Raw genomic sequence first — 20,804 nt, 5'->3', positions numbered from 1 at the left:
TCATCGATTCCCGGATAGATTGGCGAGCCAACTGGCTAAATCGCCATCATTCCGGGGACTACGTCTGTCCCGCGGCAATGCTCCGACCCGCATCTTCAATCGTGACCGGCCGGGCACGATTTTCGGCGAGCCATTGCGCACCCTTGTGCACTTTATATTTGGCAGCATCGATGTCGCCCGTTACCGGAAGCAGTTGGTCACCCGCGCCCGGTAGAAGCTGCCCGGCAATCTCGCGCGAGACCGCCCCTCCAAATTTCCGCGACACGATCGCCAGTGCACCGCGCACCAGTTCGTACAGCTTATGTGCGCACGAATCGGCGACAAGCAGCGAGAAACCGTCACATACAACGACACCGACCTGACGAACAGCAGGCTTGAATGCTTCACGCGGCGTAGGCGATCCGTAGATCGGCATGGTCGTAGCGTGCACGGTCGCGCATCCAGAAAAACGTTGAAACCCTCTGCCCGTTGGCGCTAACACGTCGTAGGCAGAAATTTGCGCAGCTCAGTTGCTGCGCGATTGCCATTCTTGTGGCTTCAATTGATTTATATCGTAGAGCCCGTAACCAGCACTACCGCTATCGGTGGGTAAGTGTGCGGTCCTCAACACATGACCTGGAAAGGGTGCCTTCGGCTTTAGGCATACGAATCCGGAGGATTGCCCTTGCTCTTCTCAACGAGGCGCTCGTGGCACAGAGCAGCGAGGCTGCTGCCGCGAACGCGAGAACGAGCAACCGGGTTTACTGCAAGATGTCCATCCAGATTTTCTCGACCTCGGACAGCGCGAATCGCCGCGCATCCTGAATCGACTTCCGCTCCAGCACCCGGAGTCGATCAACGTCGCGCTCAAGCCTCGTAAGCGCTGACACGGCCCCTGCCAGAAAATCTTCCTCGGCGAAAATAAAATCCCGCAGCTCGGCATCGCGCACGATGGTGTTGGGGCCGGTGTGATTCGTCGCCATCGGAATACATCCGCAAGCCATCGCTTCGACGAGAACCATACCGAACAGCTCTTCCCAGGCGATCGTGCGTCTTGATGGAAGAACGACAACGTGATGCCGCATGAAGATCGAGGAAATTTCGGCGCGACTGCTGACGCGTCCAAACAGCGTGACGTTCGGCAAACCGGCGCTTTCAATGCTTTTCCTGAGCAGACCATCGCCGGCCAGGCCGAACTCGATCGACGGCAGGCGCCTCGCGAGTTCAATCACATATTCCACCCCTTTGCAGTCCTCGAATCGGCCGGCAAATACGACCTTCAGGGGCGTCGGCGGCCGATACGGAGCCGGATGAAATATCGTTGGGTCATAGGCATGAAATACAACAAAGAGCCGCCCGCAGTCGATCTTGAACAATCGATGAAGTTGCTCCGCCACGCGCGGCGTCACAAGGGCGAAACGATCGACTCTTCGGGTCAGGAAGTTCGACCACGCCTTGCGAATTGCGCCCGTGAGAACGGCCGGATTCTTTGCAAAGCGTGCGCCCTCCCAATCGGTCCAGGACGAATGATAGATAATTCGCGCGTGCCGCAATGCGCGAGACAGAATGGCGATCCGCCAGTCGAGCGGCGCTATCCCCAGAATCACTGTCTTACCCTTCAATGCTTGCGGAAATAGCGTCCAGAGCGCGAGTAACCAGGCGTCGCGAAGCGCTTTCCTGACCTTGTAGCGATCGCCTTGCTGAAGGCCTTGTTTGAGCTTGCGCAGCGGCGTGAATTCCACCTGCTCGACGGTCGAGTAATCGAGCGCCGCAGCGGCGCTCACTGCACCTGTGTAGTGGGATGGCTCGCCATACTCATGCAGGATGATCAAATCGGCATCGGCGAGTTTTTGTGGCCTCGCACGCACATTCGCATTCGACGCAGTCCATGAAATGAGCATCGCGAGCGGATGTAGCGCGCACAACAGTTTTTTAGCGACTACCATCGGGTCGCTCTGGATGCACAGGTGAGGAATCCAGGCAAACATGGCATTCAACGGGTCATGGTTGTAAGTCGTTTTAGCGCGGACACAAGCTACACATCATCCGGCTCGCCATCGCAGCGTCTGTCGTACCGCATTCGACGTGGCACGCATCAGACGGTCATAAGCTTTCGGCTCCGCCCGCGCGGCCCACACCAGAGCCAGTAGCGTAAAGAGTAGCCAGACCGCCGTGCGCAGCCATGACGATGCGTTCAGTACCTCGGCCGCGGCGTAGGTGGCGAGAATCTGCAGTGCCGGTACACACAGGTATCGTGCCGCCGGTTTGCCGAACCCCGCAGCCCTGAAGAGCAAAATGCCATCGACGGCGCATCTCGTACTCCACGCCAGCGCCGCACCGACAAGGCCAAACGCGTGCAGCGCCCACCAGAGCAACGCGATGAACGGGACCAGCTCGATCAGATGAAGGCGCGCAATCATGCCTGGTCGTCCCATGGCCTGCAGGTGGCTCGAAGGAAGGAACGCCAGTGAGTTCACCCAGACGCCGGCCAGGATCGCCTCGCCTACCGGAGCGGATCTCGACGCGAAATCGTGGCCGGTCCAGAGCGACAGAAAAGGCCGCATCAGAAAGATACCGAAGACGATCATCGGTGTGGTGGCAGCCGTCAGTCCACGCAGGGCGGCGATGGTCAGTTCGTTCGCGCTCGTTGGTTCGAGTGCGGACAGACGCGGAAATAGCGTGCGCGTAATCACACCGGGCAAGATGCGCGCGCGCTGGGCCAGGTTAAACGGAACCTGGTAATAGGCCACCGCCTGAGCGCCCAGCGTGCCGCCGATCAGGAGCCGGTCGGCTGTCGAGAGCAACGGGCTCAGGAGATTCGTCACCGTCACCCAGGCGCCATAGGAAAAGAGTGGCCGGATGAATCGCAATCGTGGTCCGCCGGAAAAGCGCAACGGCGCCGCCCGGCAGACCACCGCAACAAGCAATAGAAGCGAGGCGGCACCGGAAAGGATCGCAGCGGCAATGAGATGCCGCAGATCCGGCCCGACGATGACCGCCGCCACCAGCGGCACGATCTGGAAGAGCATGCCGGCGGGTACTTGCACGGCGTTGAGCGCGCCGAACTGCTCGCGGCCGATCAGCGCGCCGTAAAGTACCCCGCTGACTGTTGCGATCGGAACGGCGCAGGCGAGCCACGGTAGCGCCGTCATGACCTCCGCAAGGAGCGCCGCGTCAATGTGAAACTGCACCAGCAGGAAGCCACCCACAGCAAGCAACACGAGACCGCCCATTGCGCCGAACACGGCGTTCAATATGAGCGCCGTCCAGATCAGCGATTCACGTTCAACCGCATCGGAAAGTTGGGCCACACGGTTCGACGTGGCCGCGGCGAGTCCGAGATCGAAAAAGCCGAAATAGCCCTGGACCATCCAGACGATCGCCAGCACGCCGTAGCGTGCTGTGCCGACGCGCTCCAGATACATCGGAACCGTTGCGAGCGAAACGACGAGCGGAAGCACGCTGCCGAGGAAGTTGAATATTGCGTTTCTCGCCAGACTGGGGCGTGAATTCATGGTCCTTCGTGCGCCAGGGATCAAGGAAGCAGGAAGCAGCAACTTCCCGCTCCCGTTATCTTGACGATTGCTTCATGTTGCGATCGTTCGCAACCGCACCTAGATCCGACGTTGGTTCAGGGAAATCGTGTGATCTTTCGCGATGGCAGACCATAGCCGGTCCGCAGTGTGCATTCGCCGCCCGGAGACCGCTCATCCCCGGTGTGGCCAAGCCGGTATGCGGCTCTCGTGTTTGTGCGAGTCGAGCAGTGGCGTCGCAGGCGCACGCGCATGGCCGACCAAAACGCCGGAGCGCGAAGGCTGTGCCTTTTCGGGGGAAGCCCGGTTTCCTGGGCGATCAACGCCCCCAACCAGGGAAACTCTGCGAACCGACGATGACAACATGCCCGCAGCGGCGGCAAACATGTAGAAGCACGGGCCCAGATCGAACACCGTGCCGGAGATCGACGCACTAACCAGGATTGCCAGCATGGTCTGCCTCGACGCATAGCAGACGACACGGTCGAGCATCGGACCGTGCGTGGGAATCGGCGAGACCGTGCATTTGCAGACAAAAACACCGAACAGCATGGTGCCGACGATGCCGAGATTCGACAGCAGGACCAGGATAAAGCTCGACGTCCGCGAACTGCCGATCCCCACACCGAACCCGAACGTCTCAACAAGATTGACCAAAGCTTGCCTGTTCCATGCCCCCCTCTCGATACCGGAGGCGCTATCCACCTTGTTCAGGACCGCATCGTTGAAAAAATCACCCAGTGACTCCAGCAGACTGGGCCTGAAGACAATGGCGTACAGCAGCGCAATGATGCCGACACATATCACGACAGCGCACAAACGGAGTTTGCGCGACTCGCTGCGCGGCGCGATGCGACCGCAACGGCCAAGAAGCAGTACGACAAGATAGACCGCAAACCCGACGTACGCCGTCGCGGAAGTCGACAGCGCGAGCAACACGCCGGACGCAAACGTGAGCATCCCGGTGATGCGCGGCCGGTAACCGAACAACCATAGATTGGCTGAGAAGGCGAAGAGCAACAGGGTGAAACCGGAAAATGCGGACGCTTCTGCAAATGTCCCCGCAATTCGCCGCATACCGCCCACTTCCTCCCCATCGTGCAACGTGTAACTGGCCGTCTTGATCACGCCCAGCACGTTTATGCCGACCGACGAAGAACCGATATCGACGATGGCCGCGATCACGTTCAATGCGGCAATCAGCAGAATGGCGTTGGCAAAATGCTTATAGCTGTTCTTCTTCGAGAGAAAAACCGCCATGCAGCAGTAGACAAGGACTTCCCCAATGAAATAAATCGACTGCGTCAGGTTTCCGGACACGGGGCCGAGCGGCTGCAGATCGGGTGCATTGGGGTCGATGGCGCCGCGATTGATCGCATACACATACGTGGCGCCCGCCATGGCGCGCGGCAGGAACAGGCCTCCCACCACGGCGAATACACACAGGCAAAGCAGCGGAAACCCCGGACTGCCCGGCGCCACCGGTCGCCACAACGCTGCGCCGCCGCCGATGTTGAAGGCGCGCAGGGCGAAGAAGAGCAGGAAGAGATTGGCCGGAAGAATCGTCAGTCCGCCGATCGCCGGAAACGCAATGGCGGAAGTACACGCGAACAGGCAGCAGAGGACGAGAAAGTAAATTGCCCACTGGTAGTTCAGGTTCAGCGACAGCAGACCTAACACGAGCACAATCACGCCGAAGATTTGAATTTGCATGTTTTCCAATCCTTCGTTGGCCTCGCCGACGACGGTACGCGCCGCCGCAACCTCCGTGTGGCCGCAAGGCTACCTGCCTGTAACACCTGCAATTAATACCGCGACGCCGAATGACAAATCGTGCGGTAGCCCACGTAAGCGCAATTCAAAAGACCGCATGATGCGTCAGAGGACCGGACACCGTCGGCTGCGCTCGACCGCCATGCGCTGAACCCACACCTTTCGTCTGACAATCGGCGCACAACGGTGCGTCATTGACCAGGCAATACAGGCCGGCAATCGGGACGGCGGTGCAAACCGGCAAACCAACCCCAGCGAAACGAGGGACAGGCGATGCGCCGTTCGAGCAGGTTCCTGATCCCGATTTCGATATTCGTCCTGTCGATCGCGGCTTACTTCGCGAACGCGACCCCGGCCGCCGTGGCGGATCCTCACGTTGCACGCGCAACTGTTCCGGACCCCGCCCTTGCGCCCGGCAAGGGCGACATCGATTTGACGGGATACACACTGACCTTCAATGACGAATTCGACGATCTCAGCGTAACGACGCACTCGCCCAAGGGCAATGCTGCGTGGTACTACATTCCGCCGTACGGTCCGGCCGGAAACTACTCGGCATCCATGTGGGACATCGGCGCACTCGGCGTCACCAACGGCGTGCTGTCCATCAAGGCCTTCACGGACGCCAATGGCGCCTGGCATTCGGGAAACATTTCGTCCATGGACGCAACCGGCCAGGGATTTGCCCAGCGCTACGGGTACTTTGAAGTGCGTGCGAGGATGCCCCGCTCCGGCACCGGATCATGGCCGGCGTTCTGGCTGTTGAGTTCTACGTCGATAAACAACAGGTCGAAAAAAAATTATTCGGAGATCGATATTTTCGAGTGGTACGGCAATGCGTACACCGAAAAGGGTGCATTTATTCAGGAGGCGAGTCACAACTGGAAAGCCGACAGCACTCCAGGTGAGGGTGCACAACTCTATTCACCCGCCACACCGATGCCGAACGGAGCGAAACCCTGGGAGGACTTCCATATCTACGGCTGCCAGATCGACCCGGATCACATCACCTGGTATATCGACGGCGTTCAGACGAATCAGATTTCGGCCGCAAAGTCCTCAGACTATATGACCGGGCCGTATTACATCATGCTCGACTATGCGTTGGGCGGCGGTTGGCCCATCGCCGAAGTTAGAGACGGTTCGAGCTTCGATATCGATTGGGTTCGCGTCTATTCACTGCCCCAAAAACGGGACGTCGCTTCTGTTCGATCGGCAACAGATTCCCGGCGTGCCCATTGATACGATGCAGCAATTGCAAAATGCATCGGTCCGATCGGCTTGCCACCGGGCTGTTCACCGCACCGGGTCGAGGTGATCGCTTCCGTTGGTGAAGGTCCAAACCAGCCAAACGTTCGGTCCGCTTTTCGACCGTGACACGTCGGGGAAAAGCATGACGTACGATCTGCATTCGTCAACGACCAACCGCGACTACATCGACCATATCGATGGCCTGCGCTTTGTCGCCGTGACGCTGGTGCTCCTCTATCACGTCGGTATGCCGGGATTTTCAGGCGGCTTCATCGGCGTCGATCTATTTTTCGTCATATCCGGATTTTTGATTACCCGCATCTTGTCGAGGATGCAGCTGGACCGCAGCGGAATCCTTCACTTTTACGCGAGCCGGTTCCGCCGTATCGGACCGACTTACCTGGCTGCCGTGGCCACGATCGGGGTTGTTGCCTCTTTCGTCTTTCTGCCGATCCATCTGGAGATGCTGCGTCCCGGGCTCGTCTCGTGCATTGGCTTCGTGTCGAACATCGTCTTCTACCGGGCAACCAGCTACTTTTCCCCAGATCTGCTGTACAACCCACTGCTGCACACGTGGTCGCTTGCCGTCGAATGGCAGTTTTATATGCTTTACCCGTTTGCGTTCATCGTGTGCCGCAGGATGAAACTCAGCGACCTGACGACACTCGCGCTCATGGCAGTGACGTCATTTGCGCTCTCGGTCGCACTGCTCGCCTTCTTCAAACTGGAAGCGGCGTTTTATCTGCTGCCTGGGCGCATGTGGGAGTTCGCTGTGGGCGGCCTGCTTGCACTCGCCCCGGCCCGCACATTGCCGCCTGCGGTATCGCGCGTCCTGGCCGCCGCCGCGGTTGGCGCCATCGCGTTTTGCACCGTGCGCTACGACGTCTCCACGCTCTTTCCTGGCGCCGCGGCGCTCGTGCCATGCATCGCGACGGCCATCCTCGTGCGCGAAGGCGTCCGCCCCGGCATCCTGCATTCGCTTTTGACCCGGAAGCCGGTTCGTCTCCTGGGTCAGGCGTCGTATTCGATCTATCTGTGGCACTGGCCGATTATCGTGTTCCTCAACTACGGATTCGTGCACTTTTCTGATTATCCGTTCGTCTACAGGGCAGTGACGATAGTGCTGCTCTCGCTCGCGTGCGGCCTCGCCTCGTGGCGCTTCATCGAATTGCCGTTCCGCCGCCCCGACGGCCTCTGCGGCAAACGGCTCGCTGCGATATCGACGTTCGCAACCGTGCCGTTGCTGACCGCGTTCGTCATCGCTGCTACAAGCGGCCTGCCGCAGCGGTTTCCGGGTGCGGTAACGCTTCTCTCCGAAGGTTCCGCGGACGTGGGAGCGTTTCGGTCCTGCCTCACGCGGACGGCCCCTGTCGACGGCGATGCTCGCGGGTTATGCAGGCTCGGCGCGTCTCGCGCGCGGCGTACGTTCGTCGTGCTCGGCGATTCACACGCGGCGGCGCTCGCTGAAGGACTCTCCGTGCTTGCGAGTCGACACGGCAAAGCCGGTGTGCTCGCAGTGGCAGACGGCTGCCCGCCGTTTCTCGGCTTTCCGTCGAGTTATGCGCCCGCGCGCAAACGCTGCGCCGACAATCAGGCGGCGATGCCCGCCCTGGTCGCTGCGACAAAACCTGAAACGGTGATCCTGCACGCCGCATGGCCTGCGTACTATAAGGAGACGCCTCAGGCGTTCGAAGCCGCGCTCGCCAAAACGCTTGACTGGCTTGCTGCGCAAAAGGTGCACGTCTATTTGATCGGCGATACGCCAGGCGCAAGCGCGAATGTGCCGATCGGTCTCGCGAAGAAGGCCGCGTATAACGTGCCGTTCGAACTCGAGCGCACCGCCGATTACGAGAACAGCCACGAAGCAGTGAGTGCGCTCCTGCAAGCCGAAGCGCATGCGCGTGGTTTCGTCTACCTGGACACGGCTTCCGCGCTGTGCGAAAACGGCGGTTATTGCGAAGTCGAATCGAATGACCACCCGCTGTACTGGGACTCCGCGCATCTCTCCGGTTACGGTTCGCGGCTTGTGGCGATCGATCTCGATCGCGGCGGAGGCATCGTATTCTGATGCGGGACGTGCTTCGATTTCCGGTGCTCGTGCATCGGCAAGAAACGTGTCACGTAAGCAGTCCCGCTCAAGCCAGATCGATCGACTGAAGGCGAACGTCGGCTAAATTGTGCTCCGCGCCCGCCCCGTCGATTGCCCACGCGAGCGACGCGAAGGCCCACGTGTGCACACCCGAATCCACCCTGACATCCCCTCTGTGAACGCCTCAGCCACTTCCCCCCAAGTCTGCCTCTTCGCTGCAAGTCATACTCGTCCGCGATACAGACCGGGCGATCTACACCTATCGGCAAGGTTTGCTGCGCGCACTCACCGATGCCGGCGCGCAAGTCACCATCATCGCACCGCGCGACCGTACGGGGGTGGGTTATATTTAGCCGCACCCCCGTCCTGGGTAGGGGAACTGGACGATTCCGATTCCTCATTGATGGGATAGCCAAGGTATGACAGCCATCCATGATTTCTGAGTCATTCTGTTTTCTTTACCGCTGATATGGCGATCGATCTATCTTGGCTCCGACGGCGTTCCGGTTTGAACATCGCCGCCTTCTTCTCGACAAGGTACCACGATAGCGCCGCGCACGGAATCGTGAACACGAATGCCAAGACGATCTGACCGATCACCGGCATCGACGAGAACTTCGATTGCAATAGCTGCTGGATCGGGAAGGCGTAGAGGTAAAGACCGTAGGAGATGTCACCGTACTTGCCAGCCGACGAGAGGATCGGAGTCGCCTTCTGTCCAGCCGTGATGTAAAGATAGGGGAACACGAACGCCGATACCACTGAGACAATATAAAACTCATGTGGTGTTGTGCAGAGTCTGGCCGAGATGAAATATACGAGCAGGGCGGCCGCTGCGTACTTCGCCGAGAATTGAATGCGTCTCTTGAGCACAGAAAACATGCCGCCAGCAAGAAAGTATGCCCCCATTTCCAGGGCTGCTCGCACGTCGGTTGCGTAGATGACCACCATCGGGCCTTTGTACCCGGACTGCAGATAGGCCGCCACGCAGGCAAATGCAGCGGAAAGCGCACCAAACGCAATCGCCTTCCGGCCCATCGCAACAACTGCGACAATAGGCGTCACGATATACATCAGGAATTCAGCTGGCAGGCTCCAGAGCGATCCATTCACTGCATTGGGAATGGGGCTGTGCTCAAATACGCCAGGAAGATAATAGACAATAAACAACCGCATATTCCGCAGGTAACCGTAAGTCGCTGGGTTCGCGAAATAGTCCGAGCGGCTTAACGTTGTCACGGCTGGCCCGAACATGAAGACGGTAACCAGGACAATCATGATGAGCGCCGGGAAAATTCGAAGCGCGCGTTTCGCGAAGAATCGCGCCGCGTTTGGATCGCTCAGCCAACTCGATGCCACTAGATATCCGCTGATTGAGAAGAAAATCGCGACGCCGTAGCCATGCACCGGGATGCTGAGGATCGTCGGAGCCGTCGCCCCGTTAAGCGCGAACGCATGACCGACGATGACAAGCGACGCCGCAAGCAGTCGAAGGAAGTCGAAATTATTAGATGGATGTTTCATGTTATAAACCTTTCATACAGAAAGGTTAAAATTAGAATCTCGCGAGATTAGCATGATTGCCCCTATCTGCCGAGTCCCACCACGGCGTGAGATCCCGCCCCCCCGTTTATATCTTCCCGCCTCGATAATCGAGGCTTTGGCCAGCCAGGCCCGGCATGATTCTCGCCCCCAGTCGCAGTCATGATCCGGGGGGTGTTGTCACCGGGCCTGGTGGGTGGCTGGTGATCGCTAATAGGGGCTCGGCTGGGATATTCCAATGCCGTCCGTAACGTGGATGCCGAGACTTGCCACCGTTACTCCGATCATTCAAGGTGACATCGCCGGGCACTTTCGATTGGGTGAAAGACGCAGGTTGTGACCGAGCGTATGTGTGTCGATCACTGCTGTTGGCAGGAATAATCCGAGTGGATATGAACAAGAACGAGCGGCACCACGCGCCGCGCGTCAGCAAGCGAGGACCGCGCGTCCTCGCATTCGACTTCAGCCGGCCGCGCGTGCCGGCGCTTCACCTACGCTCTGCAGCTTCGGAGCACTCGACGGCTGATACTCGGGCACCCAGCGGCGCAGATCACGACGCACTTCATCGTCACTTGGCACGCGGTGCTGCATCAGCCAGGGCAGCAATTCGTCGAGCAAATGCTCCGACACCGCTCGCGCCTTTGCCGTACGCAGCTTGGGATGCGGAGTACGCGTCGTGGTTTCGTCATCGGCGAGGAGTTCTTCATAGAGCTTCTCGCCGGGGCGTAGCCCCGTGAAAGCGATGTGGATATGCTCCTCGGTGAAGCCGTAAAGGCGGATCAGGTCGCGTGCGAGGTCGACGATCTTGACCGGCCTGCCCATGTCCAGAATGAAGATCTCGCCGCCATGCCCCATGCTGGAGGCTTGCAGCACGAGCTGCGAAGCTTCTGGAATCGTCATGAAGAAACGCGTGATCTCCGGGTGCGTGACCGTCACCGGCCCGCCCTTCGCAATCTGCTGCTGGAACTTCGGAATCACGCTTCCCGCACTACCCAACACGTTGCCGAAGCGCACGGTCTCGAACTGGGTATGTTCGCTCGTCTGCTGCAGTGCCTGGCAGGTCATTTCCGCGAGGCGCTTGCTCGCGCCCATCACGTTCGTCGGGTTGACGGCCTTGTCAGTCGAAACAAGTACGAAATGCCGGACATGATGCTTGATCACCGCACGCGCAACGCGATACGTGCCCAGCACGTTATTGCGGATTGCCTGCCATGCGTTGACCTCTTCCATTAGCGGGACGTGCTTGTATGCAGCCGCATGGAACACAATGTACGGCGTATAGCGCGCCATCACCTGATCAAGCAACAGTGCGTCTTTCGCGTCGCCAATGATGGGCACGACCGGCAGATCGGGGGCGTGCTCGCGAAGTTCCTCGGTCAACGTGTACATCGCATACTCGGACAGATCGAGCGCGACGAGCTGCGCCGGCGCGAAACGCAGAATCTGACGGCAAAGCTCCGAACCGATCGACCCGCCCGCCCCCGTCACCATGACTACGCGGCCGCCCAGCAGTGCCTCGACGTGCGGCGTATCGATATTGACCGCGTCACGGCCGAGCAGATCCTCAAGATCGATATTGCGCACCTGCGAAAGGAAGCCCTGGCCGGCGGCATGCTCCGTCAACGCCGGCAACATCAGCGCCTTCACACCCGCGCGCAGGCATTGCGAGGCAACCTGCCGCTGCACCTCGGCCGACGCCGATGGAATGGCAATGATGGCGTACTCGCAGCGCAGCGTGCTGGCCCAGTGCTCGATGTCGCCGATCGGCCCCAACACCTTGTAGCCGTATATTTCGCGGCCCTTCTTGGACGGATCGTCATCGAGCAGGCCTAGGAGACGCCAGTCCGCCGAGCGCGACAGCTCACGCGCAAGGCTTGCGCCGGCCCCGCCCGCCCCCACGACGATGACAGGCTTACCTTGTGCAACGAGGCCGCCGTACAGGTAAAACTCTTTGGTCGCCCGATAGAGCGCACGCGCACCGCCCATGGTGAGAAACAGGAGGAGCGGCGACAGGATCAGCACTGAACGCGGAACGATCGGCGACGGCTGCAGCATGACCGAAGCCACCATCACGATGAGCGCACCGGAGACGGTGGCCTTCGATATCCGCATCAGATCGGGCAGGCTCGCGAAGACCCACATGCCGCGATACAGACCGTAGATGCGGAACATCAGGCCATAGACCGGAATGACCCACACCAGCGCGCGCAACCCGCCCAACCAGAAGGCATGCGGAATGGGGCCGTTGAAGCGGATCAGGTAAGCGGAGAGCCATGCGCCAATCACGGCACACAGGTCAAACAGAAAGGCGCTGAACGACAGCCATGAAGACTTGTGTCGAAGCATCGGCGTCAAACCTTTGGTTGTTCGGAAACTGTTGCTTGAAAACGGCGCCAGCGGGAGTCAATTGCGGCGCCGATCAACACGAGCACCACAACCCATACGGCAATGAAGCTCCACTGAATCGCCGCGGTGCGGCCGAGAGCAGAGAGAGCAAGTATGACGCCGGTGAACATGACTGCGTACCAACAGAGCGCGGTCCGCGCATGGCCCATGCCGGAGCGGACCATTCGTTGATAGTAGTGCTCCCGATGGGCCTGCCAAACTTTTTCGCCGCGGGCGAGGCGGCGTGCGAGCGTGACCGACGCGTCACCGATAAAGGGCGCAAATGCCATCGCGGGGAACCAGTCGGGCCATGTGCCGCTGCGCCAGCCCCAATAGCCGAAGGCCCCGGCAAGAAAGCCCAGCGGAATTGAACCGGCATCGCCGAGAAAAATTCGAGCCGGATGGAAATTGAAGTACAGGAAACCCGCCGCGGCGCCGACCACGGCCGCGCAGGCCAGCGCCAACTCAGGCGCAGGATGCACGCTCATCAACGAGGCTAGCGCATAACCGCCAAATCCGAACAACGCCATGCCGCCCGCCAAACCGTCGGAACCGTCCATAAAGTTGTAAAGATTGACGAGCCACAGCATCAAAAACGCAATGCAGGCGAGCACCCACCAGGGCGCGGTTGCGGGATAGGCGACTATCAGTACGACTACCGCCACAAAATGGGCGGCAAAGCGCACGCGCGCCGGCAGACCTCGCCGGTCGTCGAGTTGGGACACCGCAGCCAGGAAAAACGCGCAGGCCGCCACTAGCCACAGCGACGGCACTGCTAACACGATTGCCACGAGGCAAACGGGGACGATCCCCCACCCGCCCACGCGCGGCGTCGGGCGTACATGGAGCGAGCGATCGTTCGGGATGTCGGTAGCGAGCCGCCAGGCCAACCCCGTTTTCAGCAACGCGCCGAGAATCGCTGCGCACGCGAGGGCGGACGCTACGGCAAGAAGCAGAACGCCGGGCCAGGAATGAAGCCAGTTGTCGTAGTCAGGCATCAGTGAAGTTGTCTAAATGCGTCGAACGGTACCAGCTCGCGGTCGCGGCCAGACCATCGTCGACAGAATACGGCGGCTGCCACCCGAGCACGGTGCGAATGAGCGAGATATCGACACGGAGATCGCCAACGAGCCGTTCCACTTGCGGCGAGCGCCCCGTGAGGCGCCCGGCTGCACGCAGCAGGCCCGTCGGCATCGGAACAAGGCGTGCGGGCTTCTGCAGATGCCTGCCAAGTGCTCGTGCGAGTTCAGTCACGGAAGGGTCATCGCCGTCGGCGACATGAAAGCGCCCGTGCGCGGCGCGCGGGTCGGTCGCGCAGCGCAGCAGCGCGTCCGCCAGATTGCCGACATAAACGAGGCTGCGCCTCGCCGGAATCGCCCCGAGCGGCAAGGGCCAGCCCTTGGCGATCGCGTTCATCAACTGCAAAAAGTTTGCACGCACCCCCGGACCATAAACGAGCGGCGGGCGGACGATCACGACGTCGAGGCCGGACGTTTCGCCGAAACGAACGAGGGCCTGCTCGGCTTCGAGCTTCGAGCGGCCATACGGATCCTGCGGCCGAGGCGGATCGTCCTCGCGCAAAGCCCTTCCCGGATCGGCTTCGCCCAAGGCCTTGATGCTGCTTACGAAAACAAACCGCACCGCGCCGCTTCTATGCGCGGCCTGCGCCACGCGCAAGGCGCCATCGACGTTCGTGGCCCGGAACGCCGACAGAGGATCGGCCGCGCGATCCTGCATCACATGGACGCGTCCTGCCAGGTGGACAACGGTGTCGACTTGCAGCGAATCAGGCCACGCTCCGTCGAGGCCGATGAAGTCCGGGCTCGGTTGAACCCATTCGCGTACGCCCTCGGCGCACCCGCCCGCGTGTCTGACGAGGCCTGTCACCGCATGCCCCTGCCCCATCAGCGCGTGGCAAAGCGCCCGCCCCACGAAGCCGTTGGCGCCAGAAACGAGGACCCGGTTCATACCCACTTCCAGCCGAAGCGGTTGAAGAACTTGAAGGCCGACGCGGAGAACATCCGAATATGCTGGTAGCCCTTTCGCGCTGCGCCTCCACCGTGATGCATCACCCTTACCGACGGAGCGTACGCAATGCGTGCCGCACCATGTGTGCGCAGGCTCAGGTCGTAATCTTCGAAGTACAGGAAATAGCGGTCGTCGAAACCTGCGAGCTTTTTCAGCACCTCCGTGCGAAACAACATGAAACAGCCACTGACGATCGGCGGATCCCAGAGGATGTCGTGCTCGTTAATCAGGTCGCGCATCTCGTAGCGCGCGAGTCGGCGCGCGAAAAGCGTGCGCACGGAAGAGGGAAGGAAGCCGCGCACGAACAGGTCGAACACCGTAGGGTAGCGACGGCACAAGTACTGAATCTGCCCTTCGCCATCATCGATGCACGGGCTCAGCAGGCCGACTTCTGGATGGTCGGCAAAGAAGTCCAGCGCCACGACGAGTGCGTGTTCTTCCATGTCAATGTCGGGATTCAGCACGAGATGATAGCGGCTCGCAGCCTGCTGAATCGCAAGATTGTGACCGCGGCCGTAGCCGACGTTTCCGTGACCACTGATGATCGTGTGGACGACGCCGTGCGCGCTCAGCGCAGCTAGTTCAGCAGCCATGTCCGGCAGTCCGCCGTTGTCGATCAGACACAGATTCACCGCGAATTCGGGATATTTGGCGCGAGCCAATGCGCATGCGGCCGCCAGGCTCGCCAACGTCTGCGCGAGCAGCGCCGGATCTGGCTTGTATACGACGATTGACACGGACAAGCCGTGGCCCACGCTGCACGGCACGCTTGTAGCACTCATAGGGAAGAAGAGTTAGACGTCGTCTCGGTGACTGTCTCGATGATTGAACGCTAAAAAGAGCTGAATTGCGGTAGTCAACTGCGTTGCCGCGCGTCTTCTGTGCTGCCGTTTCGCGTTAGAACGACCCGGGAGAGAATATACGTGACTGGCAGCGTGACGATCACCACAACCACGGGCCCATATTCCTTTGCGCCCCCCAAAGTGCTGACGAAAACGTTCAGAACCGCCGCCCCTACCACATAGTGGATGAGATAGACGAGCGGGTAAAGCGCGAATTTCAACACCGACCCCGATTCTTTAAACACAAATTTCAGATTGAACCAATACGACACCACAATGCCGATGACGTAGCAGATTGCATACGCGAGGTTGTAGTTCATGAAGCGTATCAGCATCAGGTAGACGATATACGTCACGATTGTGTTGATCCCGCCCCCTACGAGAAATCGCAGGACTCGCGGCATTGCCCTCGCGGCCGTGCTGCGCATTGGCCACCATTCCTCGCAGGAACTGCATCAGCGTGATTGCCTCGCCCAGTTGACTGGCCATCGACGCTGGCGCCCGGATCGATGTGCGAAACACGTCGACAAATGGCAGCCAATATGCGGCGCCCACGCACAGCGCGGAAATGGCGGCGCCTGCCAAAATCGTCACCGACGACTTTACAGACACCTGATTCGTTCGCGTCGTCGCGAGCACATAGATCCACCAGCATGCCGAGACCAGGCCAAAGGCATAGATGTAGTTCGCGTAACCACAAAAGAACGTTAACCCCGTCGCGACTCCCGACACTACCGCCCACCGCAACTGCCCCGATTCGGCCGCGCGCCTGGCAGCCCAAAGCGCAAGCGGCAGCCATGCGGACAAAACAAGCGGAAATTCCAGCGACATGTAGTAGATATTGTGCCCATTGAACGCCCAGATCAGCGCGCCCATTATGGCTGCACACGTAGAACATTTGAGCCATTTCAAAAATCTGTACATGAACGCCAGGGAAAGGAATTCATGCAGCATAATCATGGCCGTGTGCGCACTCATTGTCCCCAGAACACTGGAAATCACAAGACGAATGGGATAGTAGAATCCGAACAGTCCGGTTTCGGGTGCGCGCGTCGCGCCGAAATCGAACGGGTACCATAGAGGTAAATGGTGAAGCTTGAGTTGTGTCGCGAGAAAATTCCAATGCGGCCAGAAACTGTCTGCGAAATCGGACTGGGGAAACCCTGTCCGAATGGCATTGTCAAGGGGGGTCCGCCACGGGAAATAGCTCGCCATTTGCTGCGCCGAAGAGGCAACCGTCCAGCCGTGCAAAACGAAATGAAAAAACCCCACCGTTGCCGCGACAAACAACAGATCTATATAAATAGTTTTTACTTTTATGTGTGACGTCGTCACGCAAAACCCTCTACGTACTTGCAACCGATTTGATACACTGAATCGCGGTTACGGGAATCCCCTTCCCGGAATCATAATCCGCCTACAGCAGGTTGACGGGCTCAAGCTTTCCATTGTAACTGCTGGTAATGGACAGCAGGATAATTTCTGAAGCCCGCACCACCTGTCAAATCCGTAAGCAGGAAGCACAAAGCTTGTAACAAATGCTCCTGCAGACTCCGGAGGCCGTCGCGGCGGTTCCGGCAACCCGTGTCAAGCACGAGTATCGGCACCAGTCGGTTCTCCGTTTGCCGCACGCGGGTTCTGTATAATTGCGCGACAGTCGAGTGCGACGAAGACAAGAAGAATTCGCAGGAATCATCGCGCGCCGTTCTCGGACGCGACCCGAATTGGCCCGGTCGACTTTCGGCGCCGTCGCCGTCGAGGCTTAACCCGGCTCGGACCCCTTTAATTCCCGGCACGTTAAACCGCTTACATTCGCGCCCACACTATCTATTCAGAGAACATGGACGTCAATTCTCTCGATCCTCGAACGAGTTCGGAGCCCAAACGCGTAGCGATTGGCGTGGTGTTGTACGAAAACAGCCCGGCAGAAATCCATCGCTGCCTGGATGCCATCGCGCGTCAGGACGGGCCGGAGCAGATTGCAGAAGTCCTGTTTCGCGACCAAAGCGGCAACTGCCTTCCTCACGTACACGCCTGGACCGATACCCATCAACCTCGATTCGAGGTGCGCACGTGGACCGGCGAGAACCGCGGGTTTGGCGCAGGGCATAACGCCCTGTTTCGCGAAATGAGCAGCGGGTCAGATGCGTATTTGTGCCTGAACCCGGACGGCACGTTGCATCCGTCCTGCGTTAAGAGCCTAATGAGCTTCGCCGAGATGCATTCGTGGAACGGCATCTTCGAGGCGCTTCAAGAGCCAATCATGCACCCGAAGCATTTCGATCCGCAGTCCGGCTTGACTGCATGGTGCTCGGGGGCTTGTGTTCTGATTCCGAAGTCCGTCTACGAGGCGATCGATGGCTTTGACGATAGCTTCTTCCTCTATTGCGAGGACGTCGATTTGTCGTGGCGCGTAAAGGCGCTCGGAATGCACTGCTACACGGTAGCCGGCGCGCTCTTCTTCCACTACGCAGTGGAGCGCTCGGGGCGTTCGCCCGAAATGTGGAAATCGGCGTATTTGCTTGCTCGCAAGTGGCGAGCGGGGCAATTCAAGCAAGTCGCGCTCAAGAATCTGACCGACATGCTGGATGCCAACGCGCCAGCTCTGAACGAGTTGCGAGGCCACGTTACGGAAATGCCTATGGAAGCGGTCTTCAGAGCGCGCCCCGACTTCGAGCACAATCTCGTTTTTGCCACTCCGATTTGGTCGTAAATTGATGAATTCGTTAGTTTCCGTCATCGTTCGAACGATGCCCGGGCGCGAGGCCTTCCTCGACAGGTGTTTGTTCGTATTGAGCGGTCAGACTCACGAACAGATTGAGGTCACCGTAGTCGTTCAATACTTCGGCGACTCGAGTGAACTCGCGCAGATTCAGAACGTGTCGAAGCGCTGGCAGCATGCATTCTCCAATCTGCAGATCGTGTTAAACGAATCGCAAACGGATGCGCGTGCACACAGTCTGAACCTGGGGCTCCAGCAGTCGCACGGACGCTACGCGGCGTTCCTTGACGACGACGACAAAGTCTACCCTGCTCATTACGAGGTTCTCATCTCCGCACTTCGAGAAAGCCAGTTCGCGTGGGCTTACTCGGACGTCGTGCGCGCTGGATACAATGCGCACGGCCAACTCGTTTCCCGAACGATGCCGTTTCACCGCAGCGGCTATTCATTCCTGTTCCATCTGCAAGACAACTTCATTCCGATCCACTCGTTCCTGATCGACCGCAAGCGCGCAACGGACTTGCCGAGCGTAGACGAATCACTGTGCCGGCTTGAAGATTATGATTTCCTGCTTCGTCTGGCAGCGTCGCATGAGCCCGTGTACGTGCCCCACGTGGGCTGCGAATACTGCATTCGCGACGACGGCTCGAATTCGGTGATGGATGGGACCGCACAAGTCCAGGATATGCTCCAGAAGCAGCAACTCTGGAATGCCGCCCGTACCAGCCTGCAAGAAAAAAAATACGCGCTCGTCGGCTGGTGGCTGCGCGAGGTACTTGACCTCCCAGCCACGGCAATTGCCGGCAAGCCCCATTTGAGCACCAGCTTCCGCGACACGCTGCGCGACTACTATCAGTCGACGTCGTGGCGTCTGACACGACCGCTGCGCAATCTCAAGCGGCGGTTCGCCGGATTACCCAGGGAGACGATGAACCTGCCGTCTACCGAAGAGGATGCTCTGATTGCACTGCTCGCGATTCATTCATCGTTTTCATGGGAGCTCACAGCCCCGCTTCGTCTCCTCAAGCGAGCCGTCAGCCGCGTGCGGCGGGCACGGTAACCAGATCACCGTTACCGCGTCAACTCGCTTTCGCGCACGCCTTGCGCGAGCAATCGTTCCAGACGGAAGGCATAGAGAAGGATTATTGCAGTGAATACTACACAAGAAAACGTCGACCAACACGCTCCCGACTCGACCAAACCAGTCGACACTTATGACAACGTCGAAGCGCTCGCTTTAGATGGGGAGCGCTTCATTCCGGGTATGTATCAATCGATCATGCTCGAGCACTACCATCGGTACATGCTCGTGGCGCCGCTCGCATCAGGACTTCGCGTCCTGGATATTGCCTCCGGCGAAGGCTATGGAACGGCAAACCTCGCACGACACGCCGCGCACGCGATCGGAGTCGATATCTCCGAGTCAGCGGTACTACACGCGCGCCGCACGTATCAAGCATCCAATCTGGAGTACCGCACCGGCAATGCCGCCGCAATTCCCGTCGACACACATTCGATTGACCTCGTCGTGAGCTTCGAGACGATCGAGCATCATGATCAGCACGCGGAAATGATGGCAGAAATCAAGCGGGTCCTGAAGCCCGGCGGCGTGCTCGTGATGTCCAGCCCCAACAAGTACGAATACTCAGACGTACCAGGCACATCGAATCCGTTCCACGTCAAGGAACTGTATCTGGACGAGTTCCGAGCCCTGCTCGCCAGCACCTTCGCACATCATGCCCTGTGGGGACAACGCATCTTGAGCGGTTCGGTGATCGCGCCGATCGACGGACAAGCCAGCCACTTCGGTCACTTCCCGGCTGTCACGCAGATCACGAATAGCGGCGCCGCGACGCAAGCACTGCGCAAACCGCTCTACTTTATCGCCGTCGCATCCGACGAGGCACTGCCATCCCTGGATACGTCGATTCTCGAATCCAATGACGTGCTCGACGACATGATCGCGCAATTCGAGACCAAGTTATATTGGCGCCCCGTGGACGGACAATACAGCGAAGCAGATTCGACGTCCAAGGTAATTCGTGCAAATGGCGTCCAGCAGGATATTGAACTCGCGCTGACTGAGTTGCGGGGTCCTGTCGAGCGTCTTCGCTACGATCTCGCTGATCGCCCTGCAGTGATTCACTTGAGTTCGCTGAAGCTGATCGACGGTGCGGATGTCGAGCAATGGCGATGGTCGGGAAACGAAGCAGACCTGGCCACGCGCCGCGAAGTCCTGATTCGCAGGGAAGCCGGACAACTCGCGATCGCCACTTTGGGCGACGATCCCGGCTTCGAAATTGAATTGCCCGACGACCTCACTCAGCGCATCGGTCCAACCTGGAAGTTTGTCGTAACGCTGACGGCTACTGTGGAGTCCGACAGCGCGATGGTCATGCGCACGATGGACTACCGCATAGCACTGTTGAGCGAAGAGCTTTCGGCCACCCGACGGCTCATCGAAAATGAATTGACTCAGAACAAGCGCTCGCTGCGTGCCGCTCACAATGAGGCGTCGGCCATGCGCAGTTCATTTGCATCGCGAGTAAGCGCCCCGCTCCGACTGGCGGCCTCAGCGATCAAGCGGGTATTCTCCTAATCCATAGCTGGCCTGCTGCGCGACGACCGAACCGGCTGTTCGCGCAGCCCCTCCTCATATA

16 protein-coding genes and 1 pseudogene are annotated in these 20,804 nt (G+C 59.4%); 6 read left to right on the top strand and 11 right to left on the bottom strand.

What is annotated here, in order from left to right; genetic code table 11:
* Window positions 1–58: 58 nt before the first annotated feature.
* From ACFPTO_RS15540 to ACFPTO_RS15525, 4 genes are all read right to left on the bottom strand, one after another.
* Window positions 59–415, bottom strand: coding sequence for a hypothetical protein (locus ACFPTO_RS15540; protein WP_377712455.1), 357 nt, complete (start codon window positions 413–415; stop codon window positions 59–61).
* 325 nt (window positions 416–740) lie between these two features.
* A complete protein-coding gene (locus tag ACFPTO_RS15535) occupies window positions 741–1,967 on the bottom strand; it encodes a glycosyltransferase family 4 protein (RefSeq protein WP_377712453.1) in 1,227 nt (408 codons plus the stop codon).
* Between the two features lie 54 nt (window positions 1,968–2,021).
* Complete coding sequence (locus tag ACFPTO_RS15530) at window positions 2,022–3,494, bottom strand: flippase (protein WP_377712451.1); 1,473 nt, start codon at window positions 3,492–3,494, stop codon at window positions 2,022–2,024.
* Window positions 3,495–3,686: 192 nt separating this feature from the next.
* Window positions 3,687–5,225, bottom strand: coding sequence for a hypothetical protein (locus ACFPTO_RS15525; protein ID WP_377712449.1), 1,539 nt, complete (start codon window positions 5,223–5,225; stop codon window positions 3,687–3,689).
* Window positions 5,226–5,558: 333 nt separating this feature from the next.
* Here ACFPTO_RS15525 and ACFPTO_RS15520 point away from each other — a divergent pair, with 333 nt between their 5' ends.
* The 3 genes and pseudogenes from ACFPTO_RS15520 to ACFPTO_RS15510 form a co-directional block, all read left to right on the top strand.
* Window positions 5,559–6,527: a glycoside hydrolase family 16 protein gene (locus ACFPTO_RS15520; protein ID WP_377712447.1), complete on the top strand. Its 969-nt coding sequence runs from the start codon at window positions 5,559–5,561 to the stop codon at window positions 6,525–6,527.
* 151 nt (window positions 6,528–6,678) lie between these two features.
* A complete protein-coding gene (locus tag ACFPTO_RS15515) occupies window positions 6,679–8,604 on the top strand; it encodes an acyltransferase family protein (RefSeq protein WP_377712445.1) in 1,926 nt (641 codons plus the stop codon).
* 236 nt (window positions 8,605–8,840) lie between these two features.
* A pseudogene (locus tag ACFPTO_RS15510) lies at window positions 8,841–8,960 on the top strand (glycosyltransferase family 1 protein); the annotation flags it as partial.
* Window positions 8,961–9,069: 109 nt separating this feature from the next.
* Here the strand turns inward: ACFPTO_RS15510 and ACFPTO_RS15505 are convergent.
* The 7 genes from ACFPTO_RS15505 to ACFPTO_RS15475 all read right to left on the bottom strand — a co-directional run bounded on the left by ACFPTO_RS15505 (window position 9,070) and on the right by ACFPTO_RS15475 (window position 16,757).
* On the bottom strand, window positions 9,070–10,149 hold the full coding sequence (locus tag ACFPTO_RS15505; RefSeq protein ID WP_377712443.1) for an acyltransferase family protein: 1,080 nt from the start codon (window positions 10,147–10,149) through the stop codon (window positions 9,070–9,072).
* A gap of 480 nt (window positions 10,150–10,629) precedes the next feature.
* Window positions 10,630–12,513 carry a polysaccharide biosynthesis protein gene (locus ACFPTO_RS15500; RefSeq protein ID WP_377712441.1) on the bottom strand — a complete coding sequence of 628 codons (1,884 nt, stop codon included), beginning with the start codon at window positions 12,511–12,513 and terminating at the stop codon, window positions 10,630–10,632.
* Between the two features lie 5 nt (window positions 12,514–12,518).
* Window positions 12,519–13,550 (bottom strand): MraY family glycosyltransferase, encoded by a 1,032-nt coding sequence (locus ACFPTO_RS15495; RefSeq protein ID WP_377712439.1) that lies wholly within the window; start codon window positions 13,548–13,550, stop codon window positions 12,519–12,521.
* Window positions 13,543–14,520: a UDP-glucose 4-epimerase family protein gene (locus ACFPTO_RS15490; RefSeq protein WP_377712437.1), complete on the bottom strand. Its 978-nt coding sequence runs from the start codon at window positions 14,518–14,520 to the stop codon at window positions 13,543–13,545. The genes ACFPTO_RS15495 and ACFPTO_RS15490 overlap by 8 nt, the downstream gene beginning before the upstream one ends.
* A complete protein-coding gene (locus ACFPTO_RS15485; protein ID WP_377712435.1) occupies window positions 14,517–15,362 on the bottom strand; it encodes a glycosyltransferase in 846 nt (281 codons plus the stop codon). The genes ACFPTO_RS15490 and ACFPTO_RS15485 overlap by 4 nt, the downstream gene beginning before the upstream one ends.
* A 74-nt stretch (window positions 15,363–15,436) precedes the next feature.
* On the bottom strand, window positions 15,437–15,757 hold the full coding sequence (locus ACFPTO_RS15480; RefSeq protein ID WP_377712433.1) for a GtrA family protein: 321 nt from the start codon (window positions 15,755–15,757) through the stop codon (window positions 15,437–15,439).
* Window positions 15,660–16,757: a hypothetical protein gene (locus ACFPTO_RS15475; RefSeq protein WP_377712431.1), complete on the bottom strand. Its 1,098-nt coding sequence runs from the start codon at window positions 16,755–16,757 to the stop codon at window positions 15,660–15,662. Before ACFPTO_RS15475 ends, ACFPTO_RS15480 begins: the two co-directional genes overlap by 98 nt.
* 505 nt (window positions 16,758–17,262) lie before the next feature.
* On the opposite strand from ACFPTO_RS15475, the gene ACFPTO_RS15470 reads away from it, so the two are divergent.
* From ACFPTO_RS15470 to ACFPTO_RS15460, 3 genes are all read left to right on the top strand, one after another.
* Window positions 17,263–18,135 (top strand): glycosyltransferase family 2 protein, encoded by an 873-nt coding sequence (locus tag ACFPTO_RS15470; protein WP_377712429.1) that lies wholly within the window; start codon window positions 17,263–17,265, stop codon window positions 18,133–18,135.
* A gap of 4 nt (window positions 18,136–18,139) precedes the next feature.
* Entirely contained in the window at window positions 18,140–19,204 is a 1,065-nt protein-coding gene (locus ACFPTO_RS15465; protein ID WP_377712427.1) for a glycosyltransferase family 2 protein, read from the top strand.
* 90 nt (window positions 19,205–19,294) lie between these two features.
* The gene (locus ACFPTO_RS15460; protein ID WP_377712425.1) at window positions 19,295–20,743 is read left to right on the top strand and encodes a class I SAM-dependent methyltransferase; all 1,449 of its coding nucleotides are present in this window, start codon (window positions 19,295–19,297) and stop codon (window positions 20,741–20,743) included.
* Window positions 20,744–20,804 lie beyond the last annotated feature (61 nt).

The sequence above is a fragment of the Paraburkholderia denitrificans genome (genome assembly GCF_042655705.1).
GTDB classification, from domain to species: domain Bacteria; phylum Pseudomonadota; class Gammaproteobacteria; order Burkholderiales; family Burkholderiaceae; genus Paraburkholderia; species Paraburkholderia denitrificans.
This window is presented reverse-complemented; position numbering and strand designations above follow the sequence as displayed.